The organism is Serratia sp. B501 (genome assembly GCF_051172315.1).
Taxonomy (GTDB): Bacteria; Pseudomonadota; Gammaproteobacteria; order Enterobacterales; family Enterobacteriaceae; genus Serratia; species Serratia ureilytica.
Genome location: NZ_JBPIZB010000001.1, coordinates 182,293 through 194,190 on the forward strand (window position 1 = coordinate 182,293; position 11,898 = coordinate 194,190).

Annotated in this window: 12 protein-coding genes; 10 read left to right on the top strand and 2 right to left on the bottom strand. The window is 61.6% G+C overall.

Annotation, left to right across the window (positions count from 1 at the left end; translation table 11 throughout):
• The first annotated feature begins 8 nt into the window (after nucleotides 1–8).
• Nucleotides 9–386: a winged helix-turn-helix transcriptional regulator gene (locus ACSBQV_RS01020; protein WP_099782665.1), complete on the top strand. Its 378-nt coding sequence runs from the start codon at nucleotides 9–11 to the stop codon at nucleotides 384–386.
• On the opposite strand, the gene ACSBQV_RS01025 is transcribed toward ACSBQV_RS01020, so the two are convergent.
• Nucleotides 383–1,288: a transporter substrate-binding domain-containing protein gene (locus ACSBQV_RS01025; RefSeq protein WP_099782663.1), complete on the bottom strand. Its 906-nt coding sequence runs from the start codon at nucleotides 1,286–1,288 to the stop codon at nucleotides 383–385. The two genes, ACSBQV_RS01020 and ACSBQV_RS01025, sit on opposite strands and share 4 nt — an antisense overlap.
• Nucleotides 1,289–1,509: 221 nt before the next feature.
• On the opposite strand from ACSBQV_RS01025, the gene hinT reads away from it, so the two are divergent.
• The 9 genes from hinT (at nucleotide 1,510) to ACSBQV_RS01070 (ending at nucleotide 8,682) form a co-directional block, all read left to right on the top strand.
• Nucleotides 1,510–1,860, top strand: coding sequence for a purine nucleoside phosphoramidase (hinT, locus tag ACSBQV_RS01030; RefSeq protein WP_004928776.1), 351 nt, complete (start codon nucleotides 1,510–1,512; stop codon nucleotides 1,858–1,860).
• A gap of 11 nt (nucleotides 1,861–1,871) precedes the next feature.
• Nucleotides 1,872–2,267: a YcfL family protein gene (locus tag ACSBQV_RS01035; protein WP_099782661.1), complete on the top strand. Its 396-nt coding sequence runs from the start codon at nucleotides 1,872–1,874 to the stop codon at nucleotides 2,265–2,267.
• A 26-nt stretch (nucleotides 2,268–2,293) separates the two neighbouring features.
• Nucleotides 2,294–2,881, top strand: coding sequence for a penicillin-binding protein activator LpoB (lpoB, locus tag ACSBQV_RS01040; RefSeq protein WP_099782660.1), 588 nt, complete (start codon nucleotides 2,294–2,296; stop codon nucleotides 2,879–2,881).
• Nucleotides 2,862–3,728 (top strand): phosphotransferase, encoded by an 867-nt coding sequence (locus ACSBQV_RS01045; protein ID WP_099782658.1) that lies wholly within the window; start codon nucleotides 2,862–2,864, stop codon nucleotides 3,726–3,728. The genes lpoB and ACSBQV_RS01045 overlap by 20 nt, the downstream gene beginning before the upstream one ends.
• A 37-nt stretch (nucleotides 3,729–3,765) precedes the next feature.
• Nucleotides 3,766–4,785, top strand: a complete 1,020-nt coding sequence (nagZ, locus tag ACSBQV_RS01050; protein ID WP_099782656.1) for a beta-N-acetylhexosaminidase — start codon at nucleotides 3,766–3,768, stop codon at nucleotides 4,783–4,785.
• 79 nt (nucleotides 4,786–4,864) lie between these two features.
• The gene (ycfP, locus tag ACSBQV_RS01055; RefSeq protein ID WP_015377468.1) at nucleotides 4,865–5,407 is read left to right on the top strand and encodes an alpha/beta hydrolase YcfP; all 543 of its coding nucleotides are present in this window, start codon (nucleotides 4,865–4,867) and stop codon (nucleotides 5,405–5,407) included.
• Nucleotides 5,408–5,739: 332 nt separating this feature from the next.
• Nucleotides 5,740–7,044: an NAD(P)/FAD-dependent oxidoreductase gene (locus ACSBQV_RS01060; protein ID WP_099782654.1), complete on the top strand. Its 1,305-nt coding sequence runs from the start codon at nucleotides 5,740–5,742 to the stop codon at nucleotides 7,042–7,044.
• Between the two features lie 356 nt (nucleotides 7,045–7,400).
• Nucleotides 7,401–7,937, top strand: coding sequence for a glycine zipper 2TM domain-containing protein (locus ACSBQV_RS01065; protein WP_004928798.1), 537 nt, complete (start codon nucleotides 7,401–7,403; stop codon nucleotides 7,935–7,937).
• A 265-nt stretch (nucleotides 7,938–8,202) separates the two neighbouring features.
• Nucleotides 8,203–8,682, top strand: a complete 480-nt coding sequence (locus ACSBQV_RS01070; protein ID WP_099782652.1) for an RrF2 family transcriptional regulator — start codon at nucleotides 8,203–8,205, stop codon at nucleotides 8,680–8,682.
• 65 nt (nucleotides 8,683–8,747) lie between these two features.
• Here ACSBQV_RS01070 and sdeB read toward each other — a convergent pair whose 3' ends face one another.
• On the bottom strand, nucleotides 8,748–11,891 hold the full coding sequence (gene sdeB / locus ACSBQV_RS01075; RefSeq protein WP_042784219.1) for a multidrug efflux RND transporter permease subunit SdeB: 3,144 nt from the start codon (nucleotides 11,889–11,891) through the stop codon (nucleotides 8,748–8,750).
• Between the last annotated feature and the right edge of the window lie 7 nt (nucleotides 11,892–11,898).

An 11,898-nucleotide genomic window follows, 5' to 3' on the forward strand; every position in this document is an offset into this window, starting at 1 on the left:
GGGATGAAATGACGACGCAAGCGCTGTTAGCGGCGGAAAATAGTTTGTCGGCGCTGCCGACGGCGGGCGAACCCTGCCCGATGGTGGACTTCGTCAATCTGGTGTCGGGCAAATGGGCGATACCCATCCTGTACCGGCTGATCATAATCGATGGCCCGGTGCGATTCAGCGAGCTGCAGCGGGCGGTGGCGCCCATCGCGCAAAAAGAGCTGACGCGCCAGCTGCGGCTGTTTGAACAGCGCGGTCTGGTGACGCGGCAGGTGTATCCCGAAGTGCCGCCGCGAGTGGAGTATCAGGTCACCGCGCTGGGCAAATCGCTGCGGCCGACGCTGGACTCGCTGGCCGAGTGGATGCGTCGGCATGCCCCGCAGCTGATCGGCGGTTAGTCGCCGATGCCCGGCGGGTTGATGGTTGAACGCTCGACCTTTTCGTCGCCTTCGCCCCAGCGTTCCAGCACCTGCGCGTATTCGCCGCTGACGATCGCGCCATTGATCGCGGCGTTGACGGCGTTCACCAATCCGTTGCCTTTTTTGGTGGTGACCGCGACGTAGGCCACGTTGGGGCCGATGCCGACCATTTTGGTTTTGCCGGTCAGCGCCGCCTTGTAGGCGCCGGTGGAGTGGGGGCCGAAGAACGCATCGGCGCGCCCGGACTGAATGCTGAGGTTGGTGGCGGCGTCGTCGGTCACGTAGATCGGCTGTACCGGCGGCAGCCCGGCGGCGCGATTCTGCTTATCCCATCCCAGCAGAATGTTTTCCTGATTGGTGCCGGATCCGACGATGATCCGCAGCCCGGCCACATCCTGCGGGTGGTTGATCGCGGTGATGTGGCTGGTGGATTTGACGTAAAAGCCCAGCGTGTCCACCCGGTAGGTGGCGAAATCGAATTTGGTTTTACGCTGTTTGGTGACGGCGATGTTGAAGATCGCCGCATCGTATTTGCCCGCGCTGATGCCCAGCGGCCAATCTTCCCAGGAGGTGGGCACCAGATTCAGCTCCAGCCCGAGGCTGTCGGCCACCAGGCGGGCGATGTCCGGATCGCTGCCGATCAGCGTTTTATTGTCTTCGGCGAACAGCGCCAGCGGCGGGGAGTTCTCGAATGCTACCGCCACCGTCAGCTTGCCGGGCACCGCGAAGTGAAAGTTCGCCGGGATCAGCGCGATAGCCGCCGGATTTTTCTCCGCGCGTATCGGCTCTCGGTTAGCCTGCAGGTCGATACCGCCCGTCGTGGCCGCCTGCACGGCGGCGCTCAGCAACAGCGCGCACAGCGCCGCAATCTTCAGTGGCATAGTACCCTCTATCCTTTGTTAATCATGGGGTTACTATTGGCGGCGGCGCGGGGCAAGTAAAGCAACAATAGTGAATAACCAAAGTGAAAAGATGCACAAGCGGGGCGACGGCCTGCGCGAATCTGCAGCACTCGACGTGGAAAGTGCGCAATCAGGTTGAAAGCAGTAGAATTTGTCACTCATACTGCGTACAGCTAATTGTGTAAAACAAGGAACGCCAGATGGCCGAAGAAACGATTTTCAGTAAAATTATCCGCCGCGAAATCCCTGCTGATGTGGTTTACCAGGATGAACTGGTCACCGCTTTCCGTGACATCTCCCCCCAGGCGCCCACCCATGTGCTGATCGTTCCCAACGTGCTGATCCCAACCGTCAACGACGTGACCGTGGAGCATGAGGCCGCGTTGGGGCGCATGATCACCGCCGCGGCAAAAATCGCCGAACAGGAAGGCATCGCCGAGGACGGCTACCGCCTGATCGTCAACTGCAACCGCCACGCCGGTCAGGAGGTCTATCATATTCATATGCACCTGGTCGGTGGCCGCTCGCTGGGGCCGCTGCTGTCACGTTAAGCGAGGAAATCATGCGCGGTAAAAAAACTCTGCGTTGTCTGATGGCGTTGGCGTTGGCGCTGCCCGCCGCATTGCTGATGGGGTGCAGTTCGCCATCCGGCATCGCGGTTAACCGGGGGCAAACGGTGGTGATGGATCCTTCGGTGCTGACCGCCGGCATTTTTGCCGATACGCCCTCTGTCTCGAACGCTTCCGGGCGGGTGATGGCGACTTCGGTGCTCAATAACAGCCAACCGACGCCGGTCACCGTGCATTATCGTTTCTATTGGTACGACGCGCAGGGGCTGGATATTCGCCCCTTCGAGAAACCGCGTGAGATCGTCGTGGCGCCTAACTCGGACGCCAAAATCTACTCGATTAACGGTAATCTGGAAGCTAAAAGCGCGCGTCTGTATCTGTACCTGTAAGCGCTTGCCAGGTTTGGAGAGAAAGCATGAAAAAGTACGTCTTAGTGGCGCTGGCCGCATTCACCCTGAGCGGCTGTCTGTCGCGTCCGCCTGAGCCGGATCAGCCGTTGCCGCCGGTCACCGTCGAACCGGAACAGCCCACGCCGCCGGTAGAGCAGCCGCCGCCAACCACCGAACCGGTGCCGCAGCCGCCGAAAATCCAGCAGCTTGACTGGCTGGGCAGCGTTCAGCCGCTGGTGAATCAGATGCTGAAGGCCGATGGCGTAGCGGCCGGCAGCGTGCTGCTGCTGGACAGCGTCAAGAACAACACCAACGGTTCGCTGCAGATGGGCAAAGCCACCGCTGCGCTGTATAAGGCGCTGGCGTCGAATTCCACCTTCAGCGTGGTGCCGGAAGCGAAGCTGACCAGCGCCAGACAAACGCTGGGCCTGTCGGCGGATGACAGCTTCGGCTCGCGCAGCAAGGCGATTGGCCTGGCGCGCATCGTCGGCGCGCAGTACGTGTTGTACAGCGACGTCAGCGGCGACGTGAAGTCGCCGGCGCTGGATATGCAGTTGATGCTGGTGCAAACCGGCGAGATCGTCTGGTCGGGCAATGGCGCCGTTAAACGCTGAGGCCGCGCTGCGACAATTGATGGAAACCAGGCTGCCGGCGGTGAATACCGCCGGTTGTCATTTCAGCCCGGTGCAGGGGCTGACCGGCGAGAGCTGGCGCATCGACGGATCGGGCATCACGCTGCTGGCGCGGCAAAACAGCGCGGAGAAACGCACGCTGGGCGTGAGCCGACGGCGGGAAGCGCAGGTCTTGCGTCGCTGCGCGTCGGGGCTGGGGCCACGGGTTTTCGCGCAGAATAATCAGTGGCTTGTCCTCGAATGGCTCGAAGGTGACATCGTCACAGAAGCTGAGTTTGACGCGCTGAATCAACGCGGCGAGCTGGCTGCGATGGCGGCGACGCTGCACCGGCGGCCGCTCAGCGATTACCGGTTGGATCTGCGTCGGCAGTTCATTCGTTACTGGCAGCAGCTGGATGGGCGGCGTTTAACCCCCACCTGGCTGCGCTGGCAGCGTCATTTCTTACGCTGCGCGCCGCCGCGGCCATTACGCCTGGCGCCGCTGCACATGGACATCCATCCGGGCAATTTGCTCGCGACCGGCGAGGGGCTGCGGCTGATCGACTGGGAGTATGCCGCCGACGGCGATGTGGCGCTGGATATCGCCGCGCTGTTTCGCGGCAACGGCTGGGCGGCCGAGCCGCAGCAACGCTTTTTGCAGCACTATGCGCGTCAGGGCTATCACGATGTCGCCCGGTTGCAGGCGCAGGTGCGCCGCTGGCTGCCGTGGGTGGACTATCTGATGCTGCTGTGGTGTGAAGTGCGCTGGCAGCAGAGCGGCGACGCCGAATTTTTGCGTTGGGGCGCGGCGCTGCGCCGGCAATTCTGTTTATCATCATCCGAATTCTGAACGAACAATATGAAGTGAGGTGCCCGTGGGCCCAGTAATGCTAGATGTCGCCGGCTACGAGCTGGATGCAGAAGAACGCGAGATTCTGAAACACCCGCTGGTTGGCGGGTTGATCCTGTTTACCCGCAATTTCCACGATGCGGAACAGCTGCGTGAGCTGGTGCGCCAGATCCGCGCCGCTTCGCACGATCGGCTGGTGGTGGCCGTGGATCAGGAGGGCGGGCGCGTGCAGCGCTTCCGCGAAGGCTTCACCCGTTTGCCGGCGGCGCAGTCGTTCGCTGCCTTGAACGATGCGCAGGAAGGCGGCCGCCTGGCGCAGGAGGCCGGCTGGCTGATGGCGGCGGAGATGATCGCGCAGGATATCGACATCAGCTTTGCGCCGGTGCTGGATATCGGCCACGGCAGCGCGGCGATCGGCGAGCGTTCGTTCCACAGCGATCCGCAGCAGGCGCTGGCGATGGCGGAGCGCTTTATCCTCGGCATGCACAGCGCCGGCATGAAAACCACCGGTAAACACTTCCCGGGGCACGGTGCCGTCAGCGCCGATTCGCACAAGGAAACCCCGCGCGATCCGCGGCCGCTCGCGCAGATCCGCGAGCATGACATGGCGATCTTCCGCGAGCTGATCAATCGTCAATTGCTGGACGCCGTCATGCCGGCTCACGTCATCTATACTGAAGCGGACCCGCGTCCGGCCAGCGGCTCGCCGTACTGGCTGCAGCAGATCCTGCGTCAGGAGCTGGGCTTCGACGGCGTGATTTTCTCCGACGATCTGTCGATGGAAGGCGCCGCCATCATGGGCAGCTATGCCGAACGCGGCCAGGCGGCGCTGGATGCCGGTTGCGACATGATCCTGGTGTGCAACCACCGCGAAGGCGCGGTCAGCGTGTTGGATAACCTGTCCCCGGTCAAAGCAGAGAAGGTGAAGCGGTTATATCATCGCGGTCAGTTCACCCGTCAGGAACTGCGCGACTCCGAGCGCTGGCAGCAGGCGCACAAGGCGCTCAGCGCGCTGAGCGAACGCTGGGAGGAGCACAAGCAGCGTTCGCAAGGGTGAATCCAGGCGCCGCATCGCGGCGCAGAGCGGAAATGATGAGGGCCGCGCCCGCGGCCCTTGGCTTGTTGCGAGGATCCAGATGATTATCTATTTGCACGGCTTCGATTCCACCAGCCCCGGCAATCATGAAAAGGTGTTACAGCTGCAGTTTATCGATCCGGATGTGCGCTTTATCAGCTACAGCACGCTGCACCCGCGTCACGACATGCAGCATCTGTTGAAAGAGGTGGACAAGGCGGTGCAGCAGGGCGGCGATGCGCACCCGTTGATCTGCGGGGTCGGCCTTGGCGGCTTCTGGGCGGAGCGCATCGGCTTCCTGTGCGGCATTCGCCAGGCGATGTTCAATCCCAACCTGTACCCGGAAGAGCACATGCACGGCAAGATAGACCGGCCGGAAGAGTATCGCGATATCGCCACCAAGTGCGTGGAGGATTTCCGCGAGAAAAACCGCGATCGCTGTCTGGTGGTGCTGTCGCGCCACGACGAGGTGCTGGATAACCGGCGCAGCGCCGAATTGCTGCATCACTACTACGAGATCGTGTGGGATGAACAGCAGACGCACAAGTTCAAAAACATCTCGCCGCATCTGCAGCGGCTCAAGGCGTTCAAGGCGCTGGGTTAACAGTTTCATAACGCTGCCGCGAGCCGCGCTCCCCGTTTTTCACCGACGGAAAGTGCGGCTTTTTTGTGCGCCAAAGCCAGATTTTGCGTGGCAATCGGCAAAATTTAAAACTGTGACTCAGCGCTAACTATTTGAATCGCAATCCCCAAAAAATGCCCTCGTCCAGCCTTTAACCAAAAAAAATTGATGTACGTCAATTTTGGTATGACCAAATAACCTCACATGCTATTCTGGCTGCAGAGAGCCGATTTATTTTACGCGAACCCTATGTATTCTAAGGATATTATTTATTTACCCTGGGATAACAAATGGTTCACATTTAGGGGGTTATTTTGACAACGCCAAAGAAGAAAATCGTTATTGTCGGCGGCGGCGCCGGTGGTCTGGAGCTGGCGACCAGCCTGGGCCATAAACTTGGCCGTAAGAACAAAGCCGAGATCACGCTGGTGGATCGCAACCACAGCCATTTGTGGAAACCGCTGTTGCACGAAGTGGCGACCGGATCCCTCGATGACGGCGTGGATGCGCTCAGCTACCTGGCGCACGCGCGCAATCACCATTTCAGTTTCCAGCTGGGGTCGTTGACCAACATCAACCGCGAGACGCAAACGCTGCAGCTGGCGCAGATCTGCGACGAGCAGGGCGGCGAGCTGGTGCCGGCGCGTGAACTGCCGTACGACATCCTGGTGATGGCGCTGGGCAGCACCTCAAACGATTTCGGTACGCCGGGCGTGAAAGAGCACTGCATCTTCCTGGATAACCCGCATCAGGCACGTCGTTTCCACAACGAAATGCTTAACCTGTTCCTGAAGTTCTCGGCGCAGCCGGGGCAAAAAGAGCGGGTCAACATCGCCATCGTCGGCGGCGGCGCCACCGGCGTTGAACTGTCCGCCGAACTGCACAACGCGGTGAAACAGCTGCACAGCTACGGTTTTGAAGGCCTGGACAACAGCGCGCTCAACGTGACGCTGGTCGAAGCCGGCGAGCGCATTCTGCCGGCGCTGCCGCCGCGCATTTCCGCTGCGGCGCACCAGGAGCTGATCAAGTTGGGCGTGCGCGTGCTGACCAACACCATGGTGACCAGCGCGGACGCCAAAGGCCTGAATACCAAGGGCGGCGAGTTCATCGACGCCGATCTGATGGTATGGGCGGCAGGCATCAAAGCGCCGGACTTTATGAAGGACATCGGCGGCCTGGAAACCAACCGCATCAACCAGTTGGTGGTGGAGCCGACGCTGCAGACCACGCGCGATCCGAACATCTTCGCCATCGGCGACTGCGCCTCTTGCCCGAAAGAGGGCGGCGGTTTCGTGCCGCCACGCGCCCAGTCGGCGCACCAGATGGCCTCACGCTGCGCCACCAATATCCTGGCGCTGATGAACGGTCAGACGCTGAAGCCTTACGCGTACAAAGACCACGGTTCGCTGGTGTCGCTGTCGCGCTTTAGCACCGTTGGCAGCCTGATGGGCAACCTGATGCGCGGCTCGATGATGGTGGAAGGGCGCATTGCGCGTTTCGTCTACATCTCGCTGTACCGCATGCACCAGGTGGCGCTGCACGGCTACATCAAAACCGGCCTGATGATGCTGGTGGGCGGCATTAACCGGGTGATCCGCCCGCGTCTGAAGATGCACTGATCCCGCCGTTGTCGATCAACCCGCGCCGGTTCGCCCGCGCGGGTTTTTTTATGGCGGGGCGAGGCTAACGGCGGCGGTTGCTTGATTCTTCAGCATAAGCTGTCGCCGACATGGGTAAAATTCTTAAGATTCCTCCTAAACAACGGCAAAACGGCCGTTTTCCCGCATTTTTGGTCCCCTTGTCTTATTGCGAGCCCTCAAATCATTGTGCAGACTTTACCTCGTTTACAGACGGCGCGTCGCGCACGCCGTAAACCGGGATACCGCAAGCCGCCCATGCGCAAAATAATAAGCGCGGTGCCATGCCGGTAACAGACCCGGAAAAAATGCGTGGTAACACTTTCAGGAGGTTTCCTGTGAACAAGTCAATGTTAGCCGGTGTTGGGATTGGCATCGCTGCCGCTCTGGGGATTGCCGCGGTAGCCAGCCTGGACGTCTTTTCTGCCGGTCCGCAATATGCGCAGGTGCTCGCCGCAACGCCGATTAAAGAAACCATCAAAACGCCGCGTCAGGAATGCCGCAACGTCACCGTCACGCACCGTGCACCGGTGCAGGATGAAAACCGCATCGCCGGTTCTGTGCTGGGCGCAGTGGCGGGCGGCGTGATCGGCCACCAGTTCGGCGGCGGTCGCGGACGCGACGTGGCGACCGTGGTGGGCGCTCTGGGCGGCGGCTACGCCGGTAACCAGGTGCAAGGGGCGATGCAGAATAACGATGTCACCACCAGCGTTCAGCAGCGTTGCAAAACGGTCTACGACAAGTCTCAGAAAATGCTGGGCTATGACGTGACCTACAAGATCGGCAATCAGCAGGGCAAGATCCGCATGGATCACGATCCGGGCACCCAAATCCCGTTGGACAAAAACGGCCAGCTGGTGCTGAACAGAGCCTGATCGACGCATTCGAATTAAACCCGCGGGCAGTGTTAGTTCTGATCGTTTAACTCGGTTAAGCGAGCGGCGTTAACATTGACGCGGGTTTCTGCTTTTTGTCTGCCCGCGAATTCGACGATCGTTCTAATGTCTGCGTGCGATATCACTGGGCAAAACTTCAAAAAAGCCCCCGCGTTTGTTATATTATTGTGCGATTAAGCGGTGTGTTCGGCGCTAATCGCCGCACCGGCCAAACCCGAGTATTTCGTCTCGCAGAGATAACGACATGTTAGATTTTCGCTTTCCGACAGCGTTGCAAATGGTCCTTAGCGTCGCCGTAGCTGAGAAGCAGGGCATGCGTTCGACGAGCGCCACGCTCGCCGCCACTCTGGAAGCTAACCCGAGCTTTATCCGCAAACTGATGGTGCCGCTGACCAAAGACGGCATCATCGTTTCCACCCTGGGCCGAAACGGCTCTATCCACCTTGGCCGCCCGGCGGAAGAGATTACCCTGCGGGATATCTACCTGGCGGTGATCGACGACAAGCGCATCTGGGCCTCACGCCCTGAAGTGCCGGCCCGTTGCCTGGTGAGCGCCAACGCCTGTTGGTATTTTAAATCGGTGGTGAACGAGGCCGAGCAGGCTTCGCTCGCGGTGCTGGCGCGCCACACCGTGGCTGACTCGCTGGCCGAACTGGAGCGGGGCGACAAGCGCGCCTGTGCGGAATACGCCGCCTCGCAAGAGGCCGAAACCGCCGATAAATAATCGCGGTTCTGATGCATAAAGAAAGGTCGGGCAATGCCCGACCTTTTTGCATGTTAAGACGAGGATTACGCCGTCTGCGTCTGCGTTTTGCGTGCCACCAGGCGACGCAGGGTGACGTAGAACACCGGCGTCAGGAACAGCCCGAACAGCGTGACCCCCAGCATGCCGGAGAACACCGTGATGCCGGTGACGCCGCGCACTTCGGCGCCGGCGCCGTGGCCGAGGATCAGCGGGATGGTGCCGGCGATGAAGGCGATGGAGGTCATCACGATCGGGCGCAACCGCAATCGACAGGCTTCCAGCGCCGCCTCGACGATGCCTTTGCCCTGCATTTCCAGCTCGCGGGCGAACTCGACGATCAGAATGGCGTTCTTGCAGGCCAGCCCCATCAGAACGACCAACCCGACCTGCACGAACACATTGTTGTCGCCGCCGGTCAACCACACGCCGAACAGCGCCGACAGCATGGTCATCGGCACGATCAGGATCACCGCCAGCGGCAGCGTCCAGCTTTCATACAGCGCCGCCAGCGCGAGGAACGCCAGCAGCACCGCGACCGGGAACACCACCAGCGCGGCGTTGCCCTGGGTCGATTGCTGGTAGCTGAGATCGGTCCACTGGATGTTCATGCCGTTCGGCAACAGCTTGCCGGCCATTTGCGTCAGCGCGCTCATCGCCTGGGTAGAGGAGAGGACGCGCGGATCGGCGTCGCCGATCAGGTCCGCCGCCGGGAAACCGTTGTAGCGGATCACCGGATCCGGGCCGTAGGTCGTGCCGATGCTGACCATACTGCCGATCGGCACCATTTCGCCTTTGTCGTTGCGGGTACGCAGGTTGGCGATGTCTTCCACGCTGTCGCGGAACTGGCCGTCGGCCTGCGCCATCACCTTCCAGGTGCGGCCGTAACGGTTAAAGTCGTTGATGTAAGACGAACCGAGGTAGGTCTGCAACGTGCTGAACAGCGCATTGAGCGGCACCCCCTGGGCCTTGGCCTTATCGCGATCGATTTTGGCGTCCAGCTGCGGCACGTTGGCCTGATAAGAGGAGATCGGGAACCCCATGCCTGGCGTTTGCATAATGGCGCCGGACATCGTGTTGATCGCGGTCTGCAGCGCGCCGTAACCCAGCCCGCCGCGATCCTGCACGTACAGCGAATAGCCGGAACCCTGGCCGATGCCGAGGATCGGCGGCGGCATGATCGAGAAGGCGAAACCTTCCTGGATCTGTGAAATGCGCGCGTTGATCTCGGCGTTGATCTGCGCTGCGGTGCGGGTACGGGTGCTCAATGACTCCAGCGCGAAGAACACCGTGCCGGTATTCGGCGTATTGGTGAACTGCAGCGCGTTCAGGCCGGGGAAGGCCACCGCATCGGTGACGCCGTCCACGCTCAGGCCGATGGCGCTCATCTTACGGATCACCGCATCGGTGCGCTCCAGCGAGGCGCCTTCCGGCATCTTCACGCCGCCAATCAGATACAGCTTGTCCTGCGTCGGGATAAAGCCGCCGGGCACGGTCTTGAACATCACCCCGGCGGCGACCAGCAGCAGCAGGTAGACGACGAACACTGCACCGCGTCGGCCCAGCACGCGGGAGACCCCGTGCTGATAACGCTGCGAGCCGCTGGCGAAGAAGCGGTTGAACGGCCGGAACAGCCAGCCGAACAGCCGGTCGATCAGGCGCGACGGCAGATCTTTCGGTGCGCCGTGCGGCTTCAGCAAGCGCGCCGCCAACGCCGGCGACAGGGTCAGTGAGTTGATGGCGGAGATCACCGTCGAGATGGCGATGGTGACGGCGAACTGTTTGTAGAACTGGCCGGTAACGCCGGAGAGGAACGCCATCGGCACAAACACCGCGCACAGCACCACGGCGATGGCGATGATCGGGCCGGAGACCTCGCGCATCGCCTGGTGCGCCGCCGCCAGCGGCGACAGCCCCTCTTCGATGTTGCGCTCGACGTTCTCCACCACCACGATGGCGTCATCTACCACAATACCGATCGCCAGCACCAGCCCGAACAGGCTGAGGGTGTTGAGCGAGAAGCCGAGCAGATACAGCGCGGCGAAGGTGCCGACCACGGAGATCGGTACCGCCAACAGCGGAATGATCGAGGCGCGCCAGGTCTGCAGGAACAGAATGACCACCAGTACCACCAGGATCACCGCTTCCAGCAGGGTGTCCACCACCGCGCGGATCGAATCGCGCACGAACACCGTCGGATCGTACGGCGATTTCCAACTCATGCCGTCCGGGAAGCGGGTCGCCAGCTCGGCCATCTTGCCGCGCACCGCGTCCGACAGCTCGATGGCGTTGGCGCCCGGCGACTGGAAGATGCCGATGCCGACCGCATCCTTGTTATTGAGCTGGGCGCGCAGCGCGTAGCTGCCGGAACCCATTTCGATGCGCGCCACGTCGCGCAGCCGCACGATCTCGCCGTTATCGCCGCTCTTGAGAATGATGTTGCCGAACTCTTCTTCGGTTTGCAGGCGGCCCTGGGCGTTGATCGACAGCAGATAGTCGCTGCGCGTCGGCATCGGCTCCGCACCGAGCTGGCCGGCGGAGACCTGCACGTTCTGCTCCTGCATGGCGCTCACCACGTCGGAGGCGGTCAGCCCGCGCGCGGCGACCTTGTTCGGATCGAGCCAGATGCGCATTGCGTATTCGCCGGCGCCGAAGATCTGCACCTGGCCGACGCCCGGCAGGCGAGCCAGTTCATCTTTGACCTTCAGGGTGGCGTAGTTGCGCAGGTACAGCGAGTCGTACTTGCCGGAAGGCGATACCAGATGCACCACCAGCGTCAGCGCCGGAGACTGTTTCTGGGTAGTGATGCCCTGGCGGCGCACATCCTCCGGCAGGCGCGCTTCGGCCTGCGCCACGCGGTTTTGCACCTGCACCTGCGCCTGATCGGGATCGGTGCCCGGGCGGAAGGTGACGGTGGTCACCAGCACGCCGTCGGAGCCGGCGACCGATTTCATGTACATCATGTTTTCGACGCCGTTGATCGCTTCTTCCAGCGGCGTCGCCACCGTTTCAGCAATCTCTTTCGGGTTGGCGCCCGGGTATTCGGCGCGCACCTGCACGCTGGGCGGCACCACGTCCGGGTACTCGCTGATCGGCAGCAGCGGAATGGCGATCACCCCGGCGACAAAAATCAGTATCGACAGCACCGCGGCGAAGATCGGCCGGTCGATGAAAAAACGGGAAAAGTCCATGGGTCAG

Coding starts and splice junctions, on each gene's coding strand:
- ACSBQV_RS01070 (WP_099782652.1), top strand. CDS start 8,203: ATGTTAGATTTTCGCTTTCCGACAGCGTTGCAAATGGTCCTTAGCGTC.
- ycfP (WP_015377468.1), top strand. CDS start 4,865: ATGATTATCTATTTGCACGGCTTCGATTCCACCAGCCCCGGCAATCAT.
- lpoB (WP_099782660.1), top strand. CDS start 2,294: ATGAAAAAGTACGTCTTAGTGGCGCTGGCCGCATTCACCCTGAGCGGC.
- ACSBQV_RS01020 (WP_099782665.1), top strand. CDS start 9: ATGACGACGCAAGCGCTGTTAGCGGCGGAAAATAGTTTGTCGGCGCTG.
- sdeB (WP_042784219.1), bottom strand. CDS start 11,891: ATGGACTTTTCCCGTTTTTTCATCGACCGGCCGATCTTCGCCGCGGTG.
- hinT (WP_004928776.1), top strand. CDS start 1,510: ATGGCCGAAGAAACGATTTTCAGTAAAATTATCCGCCGCGAAATCCCT.
- ACSBQV_RS01045 (WP_099782658.1), top strand. CDS start 2,862: ATGGCGCCGTTAAACGCTGAGGCCGCGCTGCGACAATTGATGGAAACC.
- ACSBQV_RS01025 (WP_099782663.1), bottom strand. CDS start 1,288: ATGCCACTGAAGATTGCGGCGCTGTGCGCGCTGTTGCTGAGCGCCGCC.
- nagZ (WP_099782656.1), top strand. CDS start 3,766: ATGCTAGATGTCGCCGGCTACGAGCTGGATGCAGAAGAACGCGAGATT.
- ACSBQV_RS01035 (WP_099782661.1), top strand. CDS start 1,872: ATGCGCGGTAAAAAAACTCTGCGTTGTCTGATGGCGTTGGCGTTGGCG.